This is a genomic window from Pantoea sp. GW821-FHT03E06, assembly GCF_059420725.1.
On record NZ_JBWKUG010000002.1, the window covers coordinates 536,949 to 554,534 of the forward strand.

The 17,586-nt window shown below is 56.1% G+C and carries 17 protein-coding genes and 1 riboswitch; of the genes, 3 read left to right on the forward strand and 14 right to left on the reverse strand.

What is annotated here, in order from left to right; translation table 11 throughout:
- The first annotated feature begins 21 nt into the window (after window positions 1-21).
- Window positions 22-1,284, forward strand: coding sequence for an enterobactin transporter EntS (entS, locus tag AC07WB_RS21965; protein ID WP_494941336.1), 1,263 nt, complete (start codon window positions 22-24; stop codon window positions 1,282-1,284).
- On the opposite strand, the gene fepB is transcribed toward entS, so the two are convergent.
- The 8 genes from fepB to AC07WB_RS22005 form a co-directional block, all read right to left on the reverse strand.
- Window positions 1,245-2,231: a Fe2+-enterobactin ABC transporter substrate-binding protein gene (gene fepB, locus AC07WB_RS21970; protein ID WP_494941337.1), complete on the reverse strand. Its 987-nt coding sequence runs from the start codon at window positions 2,229-2,231 to the stop codon at window positions 1,245-1,247. The two genes, entS and fepB, sit on opposite strands and share 40 nt — an antisense overlap.
- Window positions 2,232-2,379: 148 nt before the next feature.
- The gene (locus AC07WB_RS21975; RefSeq protein ID WP_097098055.1) at window positions 2,380-3,312 is read right to left on the reverse strand and encodes an ABC transporter substrate-binding protein; all 933 of its coding nucleotides are present in this window, start codon (window positions 3,310-3,312) and stop codon (window positions 2,380-2,382) included.
- A 9-nt stretch (window positions 3,313-3,321) separates the two neighbouring features.
- A complete protein-coding gene (locus AC07WB_RS21980; RefSeq protein ID WP_494941338.1) occupies window positions 3,322-4,056 on the reverse strand; it encodes an ABC transporter permease in 735 nt (244 codons plus the stop codon).
- On the reverse strand, window positions 4,040-4,756 hold the full coding sequence (locus AC07WB_RS21985; protein ID WP_345830527.1) for an ABC transporter ATP-binding protein: 717 nt from the start codon (window positions 4,754-4,756) through the stop codon (window positions 4,040-4,042). The genes AC07WB_RS21980 and AC07WB_RS21985 overlap by 17 nt, the downstream gene beginning before the upstream one ends.
- On the reverse strand, window positions 4,753-5,718 hold the full coding sequence (locus tag AC07WB_RS21990) for a HesA/MoeB/ThiF family protein (protein ID WP_494941339.1): 966 nt from the start codon (window positions 5,716-5,718) through the stop codon (window positions 4,753-4,755). Before AC07WB_RS21990 ends, AC07WB_RS21985 begins: the two co-directional genes overlap by 4 nt.
- Window positions 5,719-5,729: 11 nt before the next feature.
- Window positions 5,730-6,488: a thiazole synthase gene (locus AC07WB_RS21995; RefSeq protein WP_494941340.1), complete on the reverse strand. Its 759-nt coding sequence runs from the start codon at window positions 6,486-6,488 to the stop codon at window positions 5,730-5,732.
- A gap of 3 nt (window positions 6,489-6,491) precedes the next feature.
- Complete coding sequence (gene thiS / locus AC07WB_RS22000) at window positions 6,492-6,689, reverse strand: sulfur carrier protein ThiS (protein ID WP_097098059.1); 198 nt, start codon at window positions 6,687-6,689, stop codon at window positions 6,492-6,494.
- On the reverse strand, window positions 6,673-7,617 hold the full coding sequence (locus AC07WB_RS22005) for an FAD-dependent oxidoreductase (protein WP_494941341.1): 945 nt from the start codon (window positions 7,615-7,617) through the stop codon (window positions 6,673-6,675). The genes thiS and AC07WB_RS22005 overlap by 17 nt, the downstream gene beginning before the upstream one ends.
- Window positions 7,618-7,745: 128 nt before the next feature.
- Window positions 7,746-7,865, reverse strand: a riboswitch (TPP riboswitch).
- 292 nt (window positions 7,866-8,157) lie between these two features.
- Between AC07WB_RS22005 and AC07WB_RS22010 the strand changes: the two genes are divergently transcribed.
- The gene (locus tag AC07WB_RS22010; protein ID WP_097098343.1) at window positions 8,158-8,595 is read left to right on the forward strand and encodes a 6,7-dimethyl-8-ribityllumazine synthase; all 438 of its coding nucleotides are present in this window, start codon (window positions 8,158-8,160) and stop codon (window positions 8,593-8,595) included.
- A 97-nt stretch (window positions 8,596-8,692) separates the two neighbouring features.
- Here AC07WB_RS22010 and AC07WB_RS22015 read toward each other — a convergent pair whose 3' ends face one another.
- The 6 genes from AC07WB_RS22015 to AC07WB_RS22040 form a co-directional block, all read right to left on the reverse strand.
- A complete protein-coding gene (locus tag AC07WB_RS22015) occupies window positions 8,693-10,003 on the reverse strand; it encodes an MFS transporter (RefSeq protein ID WP_494941342.1) in 1,311 nt (436 codons plus the stop codon).
- A 449-nt stretch (window positions 10,004-10,452) separates the two neighbouring features.
- Window positions 10,453-11,685 carry an MFS transporter gene (locus tag AC07WB_RS22020; RefSeq protein WP_494941343.1) on the reverse strand — a complete coding sequence of 411 codons (1,233 nt, stop codon included), beginning with the start codon at window positions 11,683-11,685 and terminating at the stop codon, window positions 10,453-10,455.
- Between the two features lie 197 nt (window positions 11,686-11,882).
- A complete protein-coding gene (locus tag AC07WB_RS22025; RefSeq protein WP_400457515.1) occupies window positions 11,883-12,818 on the reverse strand; it encodes an ROK family protein in 936 nt (311 codons plus the stop codon).
- A complete protein-coding gene (locus AC07WB_RS22030) occupies window positions 12,815-13,681 on the reverse strand; it encodes an ABC transporter permease (RefSeq protein ID WP_400457513.1) in 867 nt (288 codons plus the stop codon). Before AC07WB_RS22030 ends, AC07WB_RS22025 begins: the two co-directional genes overlap by 4 nt.
- Window positions 13,681-14,601 carry an ABC transporter permease gene (locus AC07WB_RS22035; protein ID WP_494941344.1) on the reverse strand — a complete coding sequence of 307 codons (921 nt, stop codon included), beginning with the start codon at window positions 14,599-14,601 and terminating at the stop codon, window positions 13,681-13,683. Before AC07WB_RS22035 ends, AC07WB_RS22030 begins: the two co-directional genes overlap by 1 nt.
- 18 nt (window positions 14,602-14,619) lie before the next feature.
- Window positions 14,620-16,155 (reverse strand): ABC transporter substrate-binding protein, encoded by a 1,536-nt coding sequence (locus tag AC07WB_RS22040; protein WP_345830512.1) that lies wholly within the window; start codon window positions 16,153-16,155, stop codon window positions 14,620-14,622.
- A 287-nt stretch (window positions 16,156-16,442) separates the two neighbouring features.
- On the opposite strand from AC07WB_RS22040, the gene AC07WB_RS22045 reads away from it, so the two are divergent.
- Complete coding sequence (locus tag AC07WB_RS22045) at window positions 16,443-17,576, forward strand: ROK family transcriptional regulator (protein ID WP_097098067.1); 1,134 nt, start codon at window positions 16,443-16,445, stop codon at window positions 17,574-17,576.
- The last annotated feature ends 10 nt before the right edge of the window (window positions 17,577-17,586 follow it).

Below are 17,586 nucleotides of genomic sequence, written 5' to 3' on the forward strand. Positions count from 1 at the left end.
TACCCCTTATGTTGGAGATATATGGCTAAGCCCTCGATATTTTTAGATTTTAGTTTGCTGAAAAATAACCCGTCATTCCGCGCAATATTCTGCGCTCGCATGCTGTCGGTGTTTGCGCTCGGCATGCTGGCGGTGGGTGTGCCGGTGCAGATTCAGGCCATGACCGGCTCCACGCTGCAGGTGGGCGTGGCGGTGATGCTCGATGGCGTCGGCATGTTTATCGGCCTGCTGCTTGGCGGTGTGCTCGCAGATCGCTACGATCGCCGCAAGCTGATCCTGTTTGCACGCGGCACCTGCGGCATCGGCTTTGTGCTGCTCAGCCTGAATGCCTTCAGCTTAGCGCCTTCGCTGCTGGCGCTCAATTTCCTCGCCTTTTGGGATGGCTTCTTTGGAGCGCTGGGCATGACCGCGCTGATGGCAGTGATCCCGCTGATCGTCGGACGCGAACATCTGGCTGAAGCCGGTGCGCTCAGCATGCTAACGGTGCGCCTCGGCGCGATTCTCTCGCCAGCGATTGGCGGGATGATTATCGTCGCGGCAGGCGTCGGCTGGGCCTTTGCGGTCGCCGCCATCGGTACGCTAGCTACGCTGATTCCGCTAGTGCGTTTGCCCGCCATGAAACCTGAACAGCAGGAACCGGAGCATCCGCTGCGTGCGCTGGCGAGCGGCATTCAATTTGTTTGCCAGCATAAAGTGGTGGGCGCGGTGGTGCTGGTTGGGTTACTGCTCAGCATGGTGGGCGCGGTGCGTATCCTGTTCCCGGCGCTGGCGCTAACCTTGCACGCCGATGCCTCGGCATTAGGTTTGATGTATTCTGCGGTGCCGCTGGGCGCGATGATCGGCGCATTTACCAGTGGCTGGGTGCGACAACTGTCACGCCCGGGGCGGGTGCTGATCGGTTGTGCGCTGCTGGCGTTTGCCTGCATCGCCTCGCTCGGTTTCTACAGCCATTTGCTGCCCGCACTGCTGGCGCTGGTGTGTTACGGCTACAGCAACGCTATCGCCTCGCTGTTGCAGTTTATGCTGACGCAGCATCACACGCCGGATGCGCTGCTGGGTCGCGTTAACAGCCTCGGCACAGCACAGGATGTGACGGGCGATTCGCTTGGCGCATTAGGTTTGGGGGCACTGGCACGGGTGTTGGCGCCGTTGAGCAGCGTGTTGTGGTTTGGTGGTCTGGCGGCGGGGCTGTTGGTCTTGCTGGCGCTGGCGGCGCGCGGCCTGCGCACCGCACGCCTCGGCGATCAGCCTGATGCACCGCGACCAGCCACCGCTGACGCTTGATGCGTGAATTGCCGCTCGATGCTGCTCAGCATATTGCTGGCGCTGTAGTAATCGAGGCGGAAAGTGTCGTTCCCCACGGCAAAAATAGCGTGCTGCTGCACCGCGGGCAGATGGGCGAGGAATGGATTCTTCGCCACCTGCGGCACGGTTTTCTCATCGGCCGCAAACAGCAAAATAGTGTTGCCGGTGATGCCATCGGCCATATTTTCACCGTTTAGCTGAATGATGTCATTACGCTTGCCCATGCTGGTGCTGCCCTGAAAACTCGCGGGCGGCGCGGCCAAGGTAAAGCCCAACGCCTTTAACAGCGCACCCTGCGCCGAGGCCGGTGTCCATAGGTTCATGCCGCGTCCATCTTCGTAATAGACCACGGCAGACGTCGGCTGCGGCGGCAGCGTGATCGTATTGCGCACCGCTGCGACGCGCTGGTCAAACGCAGCTATCAGCTTTTTCGCATCCGCTTCATGACCGGTGATGTCGCCCAGCTGTAAAGCTAATGCCTGCCAGCTCTTATCGCCGTAGTCGATCACTAATACCGGCGCAATGGTTTGCAGCTGATCGTACAAGCGCAGCGCTGAATCCCCGCCGGTGGCGGCCATCACGATCAAATCCGGCGCTTCGGCCGCAATCGCTTCGGCGTTTGGCTGCGACACGTACAGCGGTTTTACCTGACGCGCTTTGGCCACCGCACTCCATTGAGTAAAGAAGCCCTGCGCATCCGCCACGCTGCTATTGCGGCTGGTGGCGCCAGAGCCGATCAGCGGCGCATTAATTGCCAGCAAAGTGCCGCTCAGCGTGACGCTGGTCGAAACAATACGCTGCGGCGGCTGTTGCAGCGTAAGTGGGCCTTGCGGGGTTTGGATGGTGCGCGGCCAGTTGGCGGTGGCGTGGACGTGGGTGCAGATGAAAAATAGAGTGAGCAGCAGAGAAAGAGCGGGAAAACGCATCAGGTTGTCCATTACTTGATAATTGAGAATAAATATCATTATCAAAAATACAGCGGTGTGCAAGCGTAATTCTTGGTGTATTTCCGGTCGCCATGAATGACGACCCTACATATTCGTAGGGTGCGCATTAATGCGCACCTGGCAGAAGTTACTGCAGTGAATAACGCGCCATCGGCGCCACATCCTTAATCACACCATTCGCTTTCATATACTCACCAAATGCCTGATAGCGCGCCCGATCAAACTCTGCGCTGTGCGCAGCAAAGTATGGTAGCGTCGCCTGCCACGCTTCATGGTTCAGTTTGGTGTTCAGCTCTGGATATTGCTTGATAAATGCCTGCCACGCCTCTTGCGGATGCGCGCGCAGCCATGCCACACCCGCATCAAGCCCGCGCAAAAACGCCGGAATACGTTTGTCCTGCGCGGCCGTTTTTTGATTTGCCAGAATAATCAGTTCGTCATACGCCGGCACACCGTAATCCTCAGGTTTGAACACCGTCGGATTGGCGCCTTTGTCCTGCAGATCCAGCAGCTCATAGTTGCGGAAGATGGTCATCGCACCCTCAATCTTGTGCGTCAATAGCGCTGATTCACCGTCCATATTCAGGTTAATCAGCTTCACGGTGGCAACATCAACGCCCTGCGATTTCAGCATATTGCGAATTGCCACGTCTTCTGTTCCCGGTACCGCATAGCCCAGCGTTTTCCCTGCAAAATCTTTTAAAGAGTGAATATCGCTCGCAAGCGTGGTCAGCGTATTCAGTGGCTGATTGATTAAAGTGCCAACGCGGATGACTGGCACATCCTTCTCCACCAGCGTATAGAGCTGCGGCTGATAGCTGATAGCAAGATCGGCTTTACCTGCGGCCAAGAGCAGCGGTACAGAGGCGGAATCGGCAGGCGCGATCATCTCTACGTCCAGCCCCTCTTTTTTGAAAGCCCCGCTGTGCTGAGCCGCAAAAATCGCGGCATGATTCGGGTTAATAAACCAGTCGAGCAGCAAACGAACTTTCTCTGCGGCGTGGACATGAGCAGAAGCCAGCAACAGCAAGGTGGTAAAAATAGTGCGTAAGGTGTTCAAAGTGCATCCTTATGAAGTTTGCCAGAGGGTTTTCTTGCGAATCAGCGCCACGCTGCCGGAGAGCAACAGCGCCAGAATCAGTAACAGCAGCAGTGCAGCAAAGCTGGTGGCGGTTTCCAGCCGGGCGTTGGACTGCATCATCAAGTAGCCCAACCCTTCACTGGCTCCAACCCATTCGCCAATCACGACGCCGATCGGTGCCAGCACCGCCGCCATCTGTAAGCCGGAAAAAAACTGCGGTAAGGCGGCGGGCCAGCGCACGCGCCAGAAGATGCGAAAGCGCGATGGCGTGGTGGTTTGCGCCAGCTCCAGCCAGCCGCTCGGCGTGCGGCACAGCCCATCGAACAGCGACAGGCACAGCGGAAAAAACAGAATCAACGCCGCCACCACCACTTTCGACGCAATGCCAAAACCGAGCCACAGCACCAGCAGCGGCGCGAGGGCAAATATCGGGATCGCCTGGCTGGCGGTGACCAGCGGAAACAGCACGCGTCGCAGCAGCGGGCTGGCAGCCATCAGCACCGCCAGCGTCACGCCGGCACCCACGCCGAGCAGCAGCGCCAGCACAATTTCCGCCAGCGTATATAACGTGTGATGCCAGAGCAGTTGGCGCTGCAGCCATAGCGCTTCAAGCACCGCCTGCGGCGCGGGCAGTAAAAAGGTCGGCACGCCGCTGTGACGCGCCAGCAGCCAGCCGCACAGCAGCACCACAAACAAATAGATCGCGCTAAACAGTGTTTTCATGGGTATTCAATCGGGAGAAAAGTTGCGCCTGCGCCTGCAACACGCCGGGATCATCGAACGATCGCGGGGTCACACCGCCAGGCACCGGCCAGTTTTCGATCGCCAGCGGTTGGCCATCAAGCAGCAAAATATCATCGGCCATGCGGCAGGCTTCCAGGGGATCGTGGGTCACCAGCAACACGGTTTTGCCTTGCAGCAAGCGTGCGGTCAGCGTCTGCAGGCTGAGTTTGGTCATCACATCCAGCGTGGCGAACGGCTCATCCATCAGCACCACCTCACGCTGCGCATACAGCGTGCGCGCCAGCGCCACCCGTTGCCGCATGCCGCCTGAGAGCTGATGCGGCGGCGCGTGCGCCACCTCGCTGAGCTTCACCTGCGCCAGCAGCGCCAGCGCGCGCGGACGATCTGCTTTTTCACCGCCCAGGCGCGCCGATAGCATCACGTTTTCCAGCACCGTCAGCCACGGATAGAGCAGATCCTGCTGCCCCATCCAGGCGACATTGCCGCGTAAACCCTGCACCGCGCCCTGTTGCGGCTGAAGTAACCCCGCGATTAAGCGCAGCAGCGTGCTTTTGCCGATGCCGCTGCGTCCCAGCATCACCGTGGTTTTGCCGCCGCGCAGTCGCAGATTCAGCTGCTGGCACAGCGGTTTATCGCCCCAGCTAAAGCTCACGTCGTTGAACACAATGTCGTGGCTCATGGGCGATTTGCCGCCAGAATCGCCAGCTGGTTAAAGCCACGCTGCGCCAACACTGCGGCGGCCTGCGCGGCACGAATGCCACTGGCGCATACCAGCACAATGCGCTGCTGCGTCGGTGGCTGCCATGTGGCGATCGCCTGCGGCAGAATGCGCTCAACGCCCTCTGCGACGCTGACTGGCGCTTCTTCATGGCTACGCAGTTCGACAATGCAGTCATCCGCCGCCAGCAGCGGCCGATCGATAAACGGCACCGCCTGTTGCGGTTCTTCGGCCTGATCAAAGCGGAACGGGCGAAAGTGCCAGTTAACAAAATCGCAGTTCACCAGACAGCCAAGCGGCGATGGCTGCAGTTCGAGCAGCACGCTGAGCGCCATCTGCGCCTGCATTGCGCCCAATGCGGCGACCGCCGGCCCCATCACGCCGGCGGTGTTGCAGTCCGCAGCGGAGGTCGGCAGGCGCGGAAATACCGCGCGATAGCTCGGCGATCCGCCACAGAAACCGCCCACGTAACCTTGTCTGCGTAACACCGAGGCGCTGATCAGCGGGATGCCAGCTAGCATGCATGCATCGGAGAGCTGATAGGTGACGGCAAAATTATCGGCGGCGTCGATCACTAGATCGCACTGCGCCAGCGCCTGCTGCATATTGCTGGCGCTCAGCGACTGCTGCAGCGCGTCGATCTGCACCTCGGGATTACGCTGCTGCAAAGCCTGCTGAGCGCTGAGCACCTTGGGCTGGCCGATATCCTGCAGCGTAAACAGCGTTTGCCGATGCAGGTTATGCAGCGCCACTTCATCGTCGTCATAGAGCCGAATATGGCCGACGCCCGCGCCCACCAGCTGCGGCAGCAGCGTCGCGCTTAACCCACCGGCACCCACCACCACTACGCGCGCGTTGCGCAGTTTGCGCTGCCCGTCTTCACCCACTTCCGGCAGCATCATCTGGCGTTGATAGCGTTCCATATCGCCGCCCATCAGTTGAGATTTGCCAGGCCAAAGATGGGCGTGGAAGCACTCGCCATATTACGCTTTTCCATTAATCCGGCGCGACGGGCCGCCTGTCCGGCTTCTATTGCCAGACGAAATGCGTTTGCCATCTCGATCGGATCGCCCGCTTTGGCGACGGCGGTATTCAGCAGGATGCCATCGAAGCCCATTTCCATCGCCTGCGCCGCCTGTGACGGCGCGCCAATGCCGGCATCAATGATCAGCGGCACATCGCTAAACCAGGCACGCATCGCGCGCAGGCCGTCGATATTGCGCAGTCCCTGGCCGGAACCGATCGGCGCGCCCCACGGCATCAGCAGCTCGCAGCCTGCCGCCAGCAGTTTTTCGCCAACGATCAGATCTTCAGTGGTGTAGGGAAACACCTTGAACCCGTCTTCGCTGAGAATGCGCGCCGCTTCCACCAGCGCGAACGGATCGGGCTGCAGCGTGTCGGCGTGGCCAATCACTTCCAGTTTGATCCACGCGGTATTAAACAATTCTCGCGCCATATGCGCGGTGGTGACCGCCTCTTTCACCGTGTGACAGCCGGCGGTATTCGGTAACACGCGAATGTTGAGTCCGGTCAGCAGTTCACGAAATGCCGCGCCCGCAGCACCTTCACGCCGCAGGCTAACGGTGATGATTTCAGTGCCAGACGCGGCAATCGCCTGCTGCAAAATGGCGGGCGAAGGATATCCGGCGGTGCCGAGCAGGAAGCGCGATTGTGGGTCAACATCGTAAAACATCGTTTAGCCTCCCTGCATCGGTGACAAGACTTCGAGCTGGCAACCTTCATCCAGCAGCTGCGTGTCGTAGTGGCTTTTGGGCACAAAGGTGCCATTAAAGGCGGTAGCGACGCAGGCCACATCAATTTGCTGCTCGATCAGCAGTTCGCTCAGGCTTTTTGCTTCGGTGCTGATAGCGCGCCCGTTAAGCTGAATAATCATAAGATTGCTCTCCAGATAGGCGCTGCATCAGCTGTTCAGCCAGCATCGGTGCCAGCAGAAAACCGTGGCGATACATGCCGTTGAGATAGAAGGTGTGATTTTGATAGTGAATATCCGGCAGATTGGCCGGATAGGCCGGACGCAGCCCGCTGCCGCTCTCAATTACCCGCGCCTCCGCCAGCGCCGGATGAATGGCGTAAGCGGCACTGAGTAACTCCATCATGGCGCGGGCGCTGATTGGGCTGGCGTCATCGCTCTCAATCATGGTAGCGCCGAGCATAAAATGCCCGCCGCGACGCGGCACCAGATAGCAGGGAAAACGCGGATGTAGCAGGCGAATCGGACGGGAGAACTGCACCTCATCGCTGTGCAGAATCAGCATCTCGCCGCGCACGGCGCGCAGGCGCGGCAATTCGGGCGCGGCATGAATGCCACGGCAATCGATAATCTGGCCGCTCGGCGCATGCGAGTTGAAGGCTACGCCGCGCGCAATCAGCTTCTCACGCACTTCCTGCAGCGCCAGGCGCGGGTCGAGGTGCGCTTCCCGAGCGAAAAACAGACCGCGCGCAAAGCGCCCTTCCAGCGCCGGTTCAATCGCACCAGGTTCAACCCATTGATGCTGCTCGGTCATGCGGGCAAAGCGGTTAAGCTCCTGGCTGTCGCGCGGCGGCGCCACCACCAGCGTTCCCTGATGTGCAACGCTGCTGACGCGCTGTTGCCACCACGCGGCGGCGTGCTGTCCAAGGGTTATCACCTCACGCGGCGCGCTTTCGGCTTCACACCAGGGCGCCAGCATGCCGCCGGCATACCACGATGCCGGGCGCCGCGATGCATCGTCGATCACCTCAACGTCTTCGCCGCGCTCTGCCAATAATGTTGCCACGCACAAGCCGGCCACGCCGCAGCCTAGCACGCTCCAGCGGCTCACAGCGCAGGTTCCATGATGTTCAAAAAGGGGAAATTCACATCGGCCTCTCAGTGTTGACTGAGACCCGCAGATACAGGTGAAGGGAAATGGCGCCACGATCGAGCTTGCCTTAGCGCCAGACAGCCAAGCTAACAGACTGTCAGTCTTCCTACGCCAGTATCAACTGGGTCAGGTTCAAAGGGTCGCTAAGCCGCGCAGTGCGCTATTAGCCTCTCAGTCTCTGTGGCGAGACTCCCCCGACGCGTCTATTTGTATTGCAGGCGATGGTCGCCGTCAAGCGCGGAATAACTGCATTAAGGGTGTGGTTAAATTGTCTTCTCCATACTTAAACCCATCATACTTCGAGCTGCAGGTGCGTTGGCTGCGCGTGTCCACCCCAGTCACATACTTCAGTATGCTCCTGGGGATGAACCCACTTGCCGCCTTCCTGCAACTCGAAGTATGACGGGTTTTGCGTCGGTAGATTACAAACGTAACATATGGTATACAAACACATTATTTTATGAGCAAGAACAAATTACAGGTGATGTCGAAATAACCATGAACACTATTAAAATTGCATTTATTAAAGCCGGATGGCACAAAGAAATTGTCCATAATGCCCTGGTAGGTTTCGAAAAAGAATTAGCCGATCAATCTATTGCCGCGGAATTAAAAGTGCTGGAAGTGCCTGGCGCATTTGAAATGCCGCTGTTGGCTAAGCGTTTGGCTGAAACCGGCAAATACGATGCAATTGTCTGCGCGGCGCTGGTGGTGGATGGCGGCATCTATCGCCATGATTTCGTTGCAGCAGCGGTGGTTGATGGCCTGATGAATGTGCAGCTCACCACTAACGTACCGGTGTTTTCCGTTTCATTGACACCGCATAACTTCCAACCGGTAGACGTCATCGAAAACTTCTACACCGAGCATTTCATCAAGAAAGGCAAAGAAGCCGCACGTGCTGTGCTGGCTATTCATAATCTGTCGATTGATTGAAACGTTAAAAAGGGAACACCTTATCAGGCATTCCCTTTTTATTTATTCTGACTTTCTATTGTTCATATTCAGAATAGTGCCAACCTTGCCAGCTTCACTATTTGGCACTCATCAAACGATCGTCCTTCATATGTCTGCGCGGTTCTGAAGGGTTAATATCACACTCTTTTGGCAACAACAGCGTAAAGATCCCCGCAATCACCAGCGAACCCGCCAGCCAGCAGATTGCCACGTTTTGGCTATAGAGCAGCGTCATGATGCCAACTAAGTACGGCCCACAGAATCCCCCCAGATTGCCAAGCCCATTAATCACGCCGCGTGCGCTACCCGCCACTTCCGGCGCAGCGATACGTCCGGGAATAGACCAGAACGGACTGGTCGCTGCTTTCAGGAAGAAGCCGCATACCACCAGCGCGATATAGGCGGCAACCACGTTCTCATGCAGCACCACCGAAGCCAGCAAGGCAGCAGCGAAGCAGAACAGCGAGACCATTACCCACAAACGTCGCTTACCGGTGCGATCGCTCAGCCAGGAAATCGCATAGATACCGAGCACTGTCGCCACAAACGGAATGGCGGCCAGCAGGCCGACGCCCGCCATGTTGGTGCCGGTGAGATTTTTCAGGATACTCGGCAGCCACAGCGTGTAACCGTAATCGCCAGTTTGGTAGAAGAAGTTAAGCGCCACGAGCTTCATCAAACCTGAATTACGGAACACCGCTTTTAACGGGGCTTTACTAAGCGGTGCTTTTTGGCGATGTTGCGCCTTTTCACGCGCCAGTTCGCGCAGCAAATACGCCTTTTCACGTGCGGGTAACCAGCGCGCCTCTTCTGGACGATCGGCGATTACCAGCCACCACACCAGCAGTACAGCGGCAGAAAGCAGACCTTCAATAATGAACAACCAGCGCCAGTCCAGCACGTTAATGATGTAGCCGGAGATCGGTGCGGTAAACATGCCGCCCAACGGCGCAAACATCATTACAAAAGCATTAGCGCGTCCCAGCTCCTTTTCTGGAAACCAATTGCTGACCATGGTTAACACTACCGGTAACATGCCACCTTCCGAGATACCCAGCACGAAACGCAGCGCCAGCAGCTGATAATGGTTGGTAACAAAGCCGGTGGCGATAGACACCACCATCCATGCTGCCAGCGACCACGCAATAAAACGTTTACCGCTGCCATTTACGGCGATACGTCCACCTGGCACTTGCAGGAACAGGTAGCCGATAAAGAAGATGCCACTTACCACACCCGCCATTTGACTGCTGATCGCCAGATCTTGATCCATGCCGCCAGGCAGCGCAAAGCTGATGTTGACGCGATCCATGAATGAGACGATGCAGGTAATGAGAATGGGGGCGATAACGCGATACCAACGCGTTCCGGGGATTTTTTCTTGCATGCTGCCCTCTCCATGTTAAGCCGGGTTGCTTAGGTTCAAGGCTTTCTATTAAAGAGAGTATGGGAATAATTATTGCGATCTTAATCACTGCAATTAATGTTAAGAAATTGTGTTACTTACGCTGTGATCGTGCGAGCAAATTGGCGTGACTATAAAAGCATCGTATTGGTATTTATAGAAATAATACGTACTCGCCCTTATAGAACCATTAATTTTTTCTATTTTTTTAGCAGCGCAACGCAGAACCCCAAGACAGGTCTGGTAGTTATTTGTCCAGGGTGGGAGCAGTAATTCGCATCGTTCGGGCTGGCATATCTCCCACATTCGGAGGGAGACTAATAGGATATTTGTAACGTTTTTGTAGCAGAAGCTTTCATGATTTAACCAGGTGCGCATGAATGCGCACCCTACAAAACAGTAGGGTCGCCATTCATGGCGACCCTATGATGTTAATGATTATCGTGGGCAAAGGTGATGGATTTCCGCCGCGCATCACGTACCGCAACACCATGAATCAACAGACCTAGCACCGCCAGAATCGCGCCCACCCAACCGGTTGACTGCCAGCCTAAACCTGCTGAGATCGTGACGCCACCTAGCCACGCACCTAACGCATTGGCCAGATTAAATGCCGAGTGGTTCATCGCTGCCGCCATGGTTTGTGCATCTCCCGCCACATCCATCAACCGAATTTGCAGCACAGCCGCCAGCGCGACCATGGTGCCAACCAGCATCACGTTGATTGCACCCGCCAGGGCATAATGTGCAGCAAACACAAAGGCGCTAAGCACCAGAAACGACCACACCAGCAAAATACGAATCGTCTTTTCAATACCGCGATCGGCCAGACGACCACCCGCAATATTGCCGATAATCATGCCTAAACCAAATAGCGCCAACACGGCAGGAATCCAGCTCACCGGCATCTGTGCCAGTTCGGTCATAGTGGGTTTGACGTAGCTAAACACCGAGAACAATCCGCCGCTGCCTACTGCACCAATCGCCAGTGTGAGCAGCACCTGCTTGCGCGTTAGCGCTGACAACTCACGCAGCGGGCTGGCATTTTTATCACCCGCTACGTTGGGTACCCACAGCCACACCAAAAGCAACGTGACCAGCGCCAGACCACCCACAATGGCAAAGGCATCTCGCCAGCCAAACCATTGACCGATGGCAGTGACCGCCGGAACGCCCAGCAAATTAGCAATGGTCAAACCAAATAGCACCATCGATACCGCTTGCGCACGCTTTCTGCGCTCGACCAAACCGGCCGCTACCAGCGCAGCCACGCCAAAGAAAGTGCCATGCGGAAAACCGGCAAGAAAACGCGCCAACAGCATCGAGTAGTAGCCAGGTGCCACCGCGCTCAGCAAATTTCCGGCGGCAAACAGGCCCATTAACGTCATCAGAAAATTACGACGTGAGGCACGCGCACCCAAAACGGCCAGCAGCGGCGCGCCAATTACCACGCCGAGAGCATAAATACTGATCAGATGCCCGGCGGAAGGGATCGACACGTTGAGGCCTTTTGCTGCATCGGGCAGCAGGCCCATAATCACGAATTCGCCGGTCCCAATGGCAAAGCCACCGGTACCCAGCGCGAACAGCGCTTTCAGCACGCTTTTGCGCGGCAGCGATGCCTCGCTCAGCAGCTGAGTAAGTTGAGGTTGTATTGATGACATGAGTTTTCCGAACCACAGGTGAAGAACTCAGCCAGCATCGTGGGTGCATTGAACAGCAACCATCGTCGTAACTGAGTTAAGTAAGCGGCATATGATAGCGCAATTATGTGTTAATGGCTGGGGTAACGCTGCCGCATTGGTCGCTATGAATGGCGACGCTACGACGTAGGGTGCGCATTTATGCGCACCGGGTAACATTATCCATGACGTTGTCGGGCCAACAGCGCGGCGCCCATCATGCCGCCATGATGCGCGAACGCTCCAGGAACCACTAAACGCTGGCGCGTACTGCGCAACACATAACCCTGCACCGCCTGATCTAACGCCTCGATTAACGGCACCACAGAAGCCAGCCCGCCGCCCACCACCACGCGTGATGCGCCGGTAATGTTAATGGTGTACGCCAGCGGCTGGCCAACCAGCTGTAACCACGCCTGCAGGGTTTGCTGCGCCTGCCTGTCCTGCTGCTGCCAGCGCTTGATAATATCAATGCTGCTCGCTGTGCTGCTATGCAATGTCTGATGCAGATTTTCCAGGCCGCGCGCGCCTCCGTAACTGTCGAGGCAGCCTTTTTGTCCGCACGGGCAGCTCAGGCGCGGCAGGCGCAGCGTTTCACCATCAATCTCCACTTCAGTGAGTGTGATCGGCCCATGCCCCCATTCCCCGGTCAAACCATTTTGGCCAGTGATGATACGACCATCCGCAACTAATCCACCGCCAACACCTGAACCGAGGATGGCACCAAACACCACCTTGTGTGCTTGCCCGGCTCCCGTTAGCGCCTCCGCCAGCGTGAAGCAATCGGCGTCGTTGTGCACAATCACCCGTCGCTGCAAGATCGCTGATAATTCGTTGGCCAATCTGCGCTGATGAAAAGCAGGAATATTGCTGGCAAACATCTCCCCGGTGTCCGGCGCCACAATGCCGGCGGTGGAAATCGCCACCGGACTATCAGCAGTAAAATGCGCCTGATGTTGGGCAATCATGTGGCTGACCAGCGTGGTGAACGCCGTCCAACTGGTCGCCGGGATATTCTGCTGATCGAGAATCGTTAATGCATTTTGCGCATCCATCACGCCTAACTTGATAAATGAACCGCCCAAATCGAGGCAAATAACTGCAGGTTTACTCATAAACGTTTATCCATCACATCACGCAAGCCGTCGCCAAGGACATTGAAGCCCAGCACGGTAATCAAAATCGCCAATCCAGGGAAGAGTGACACATAGATATTCAGGCCAAGGAAGTTGCGCCCGTCGCTCATCATCGTGCCCCACTCCGGCATGGGCGGCTGCACGCCTAAGCCAAGAAAAGAGAGGCTGGCGGCAGAGAGCACTACCGCGCCGGCCGTTAGGGTTGATTGCACGATCAGCGGCCCAATCGAATTGCGCAGAATATAGTGAGTGATGATGCGCGGATAGCGCACGCCGAGCATATGTGCCGCTTCGATATACTCCATATTTTTCAATCCGAGCGTTAAATTGCGGCTCAGGCGCGCATAGACCGGTATGGAGAAGAGCGAGATAGCGATCAACATATTAGTAAGGCCTTCCCCCAGCACGCTAACAATCAGAATCGCCAGAACAATTCCCGGGAAAGCAAAGATAATGTCCATCACCCACATGATCAGGGCATCAATTTTACGCCCGGCTAAGCCGGAAATGATGCCCAGTGGAATGCCGATCGCCATTGATATCGCCACGCTCAGGCAGACCTCAAACAGCGTTATGCGCGCACCAAAAATCACCCGCGAGAAAATATCCCGGCCATAATCGTCGGTGCCAAACCAATGTGCGGCCGAAGGTGCCTGCAGCGTATTGAGTAAATCCTGTTCAACCGGATCCCAATGGGTGATCAGCGGTGCCAGCACGGCGGCGAATACCACCAGCAATACCAGTGCGCCGCCAATGGCGATGGAAGGATTAGCGACCAGGGTTCTTAGCAGGTTTCGGCTGCGCGAACGCGGCGGCAGCACGGAGCTTTCAATGCTGTTCATCAGTCGAACCTTATTTTGGGGTTAAGCAGACCAATCAGAATTTCCCCCACCAGATTCATCAGCACCACGCCGGTAACGGCGACCAGCGTCACGCCCTGAATCACGGGATAATCACGGTAGCGCACCGAATCCACCAGTAAGCGGCCAATCCCCGGCCAGTTAAACACCGATTCCGTCACCACCGCACCGCCAATCAGACTGCCGAAATTCAGTGCGACAATGGTGACGATCGGGATCAGCGCATTACGCAGCGCATGCTTCCAATGGATGCTGCCAGACGATAAACCTTTGGCTTTGGCAGTCCGAATATAGTCCTGACTCAGCACATCCAGCATGCTGGAACGCGTCATGCGGGCAATCATCGCCATCGGCAAGATCGCTAGCGTAACGGTTGGCATGATGTAATTTTTCCATGAATCTGCACCCAGCAGCGGTAGCCAACCTAACTCAACGGCGAAGTAGTTCATCGCCAGCAGCGCCAGCCAGAAGTTGGCGATGGACGCACCGGCAATGGTCAGCACCATGACGATTTGGTCGGGAATGCGCTGGCGATATATTGCGCCTGTCATCCCCGCCGGCACGCCAATCGCAATGGCCAGCAGATAAGCCAGCGCCGCCAGTGATAAGGTATATGGCAGCCGCTCACTGATTTCCGTCATCACCGGTCGCTGCGACTGCAGCGACAGTCCGAGGTTGCCATGTATGGCTTCGGCAGCAAATTTCGCATATTGCAGCGGCAAAGGCTTATCCAGTCCCAGCCGCATGCGCATATTATCCACGGCTTCCTGTGGCGCTTCCGGTCCTGCCATCAAGCGTGCCGGATCGCCCGGCAGCGCGCGGATGGCAATGAATACAATGATCGACACCCCGAAAATAATTAACGGCAGCGACAGCACCTTTTTTGCGACGTACGCTTTCATATCACATCAGCCATGAGTTTATTGCTTCATTGCATCACGGACGACAATCTGCCCACCCGGCTGCATGACGACCCCGCTGATGTTTTTGCGCGCGGCGTAAAGATCGTCCTGATAGAACAGCAGCACCTGCGGCGCTAATCCGCTGATCTGTTTCTGTGCCTGGAAGTAGAGATCCTTGCGTTGGGTATCGTCGAGCGTGGACGCGGCAGTATCGATCAGTTCATCGGTGTGCTTATCGCTGAAGAAGCCAAGATTGGCGCCACCTGGTGCAAAGCTGCTGGTGTGATACAGCGGACGCAATTGCAGGTCTGAGCCGTATAAACCGGAAGACCATGACGCCAGTACCGCATCGGTGCCCTGTGCGGCCTTCTCTTTGCCATCGGCAAAGGCCGCTTTGGTCCACACACCGCTTTCCATCTGGCGCACGGTGAGCTTCACGCCAATTTTGCTCCACATACCCTGCAGCACTTGCGCAGTACGCGCGTCCGGCGCCTGCACCGCAATCGACATCGGGAAGCCATCGGCGTAGCCCGCTGCCTTCAGCAGATCTTTGGCCTTTTGAACATCATAAGGATAATCGTGCAGATTCTTGTCGTAGTTAGGATCGACGGGTGCCAGCGCGGAATTGGCCGGTTGCGCATAGCCAAACATGATGGCTTTTACCAGCGCCTGTTGATCGGTGGCAAAGTTTAGCGCCTGCCGCACGCGAACATCGCTGAGCGCTTTGCTCTGCGTATTCAGATCGACCCAGAACACAGCCGCTCCCGGCGACCTTTTCAGATTAACGTTGGCATTGTTTTTTAACATACCAGCGAACTGCGGCGGCACCGGATTAATAATATCTACCTGTCCCGATTGCAGCGCCATATTCATTACCGAAGGCTCGCTGCTCCACGTCCATTTTATTTCATCCGGGCCGGAGGATTTCCCCCAATAGTCACTGTTCTTTTGTTCAAGTACATATTCGCCAGATTTGTATTGCACCAGCTTATAGGGCCCAGTGCCGTCGGCTTTATTGTTAATGCTGCCCTCTTTATCCGCTTTTGGGCTCACCATTAAACCTGGTCCGGAGGCTAAAACGGTTAAAAAGGCCGGGTTGATTTTTTTAAGCTGGAATGTAACGGTAAGATCGTCTTTTTTCTTCACATCCTGAATAAAGGTGCGAATTTTTCCGCTACCTGCCAGCCCACGTTGTGTATTTAAATGGCGCTGAAAGTTTTCGACTACCGCATCGGCATTAAACGGCGTGCCGTCATGGAATTTCACGTTGGGCCGCAGGGTGAAAGTCCAATTAAGACCGCTGTCGTCGGACGTCCAGGATAAGGCTAATGCCGGAATAATTTTTCCATCGTCTCCAATGCGCGTCAGGCCTTCATACATCGGATCAAGCACGGTACCGGTAAAGGTCGCGGTCTGGTTGCCCGGATCCATACTACGCGGCGGTTCGTTCTGCATGATCACCAGCTGGCTGGCGAAAACGGAGGCGCTCGCCATTGACGCTAATAAACAACCGGCCAGCGTCAGTACCTTGAAATGCTTATGTTTGCTTTCCATGAAGGCCCTCAATGAATCATTGAAACGAAGGGTGAATGAACATGTCGTTGTAGGGTGCGCATTTATGCGCGCCTGTATGCATTGGTTGCCATGAATGGCGACCCTACGAAATCTTTACCACGGCGTTGCGCTATATAAGCCACGATCTCTAAACAAAAGCCAAGATGTCAGTTCATATAATTTACTTATAATTAGATCTGCATTCAGAAATTTAACTAAATATCGTTGTATTTGTTTTCTGGCCTTATTATTGTCAGCGCATAAATGCTAACGCTGTGAGACCTCGAATGCTCAATGCCCATCAGCAACAAATTCTGCGTTTGCTTATTGCCTCACAGGGAATGAGCCGTACCCTGATTGCTGAACAGATGAAGTTGAGCAAAGCCGCTATTACAACGCAGGTTAAAGAGATGCTAAATGCCGGATTACTGGAGGAAAGTATTCCAGAATCAAACGGCCAGGGACGTCCATCGGTATTATTAAAAATGCGCGCCGACAGCGCCTATTTTCTCGGTGCTTCGCTGCTCGGCGAACGCGTAGTTTTAGTGTTAATCGATATGCATGGTCATACGCTGGCAGCCACCGAAATGGCGCTCCATCTCGCGCCCGCCCAATTAGTGGCGGCGATAGCAGCGGCCATCCCAGCGCTGATTGCGCAGAAATCCATTTCACTGGATCAGGTCATTGGCCTTGGCGTCACGCTTTCCGGCTTTATTGATGAACATCAGGCAGTTTGTGTGCAATCGGCTCTGCTCGGTTGGAAAAATGTCCCGCTGGCTGAAATGCTGAAGCAGCAAACCGGCCTGGACGTCTCACTGGAGAACGATGCCAAAGCGCTGGCGGTGAGCGAGAAGATGTTTGGCGTGGCAAAAAAGGCGCGCAATTTCACCCTGATTTCCCATGGCGACGGCATCGGTTCAGCGCACTTCTTTCAGGGGCAATTGCACCGTGGCGCACACGGTGGCGCCGGAGAGATTGCCCATTGCACCATTGAACCCGGCGGTCGCCCCTGCCGCTGCGGCAAGCGAGGTTGCCTCGATACCCTCGCCTCGCTAACGGCAATCCGCGAAAGCACGCGCGATAAAGCGCTGGAGAGCGAATCGATTGGCGAGCTGGAGGCACTGGCGGTGAAAGGCAACAGCGCTGCGATTGCCATTCTGCACCAGGCCGGACATGCGCTGGGTTTATCGATCGCGAATATCATTCAGATGAACGATCCCGAATTGATTGTCATTGCGCATCAGCCCGATGCCTTTGATGGCCTACTCAAAACCGTGGTCATGCAGGCCATCGATAGCAATGTTTTGCCCGCAATGATGGGCAAAACACCCATTGCCAATATTGCCATCAACGAACAGAGCTGGGCCAGAGCCGCAGCCAGCGTGGCGGCATATCGTTTTATCATTCACTTACCCGACTAGCGGAGGCTGC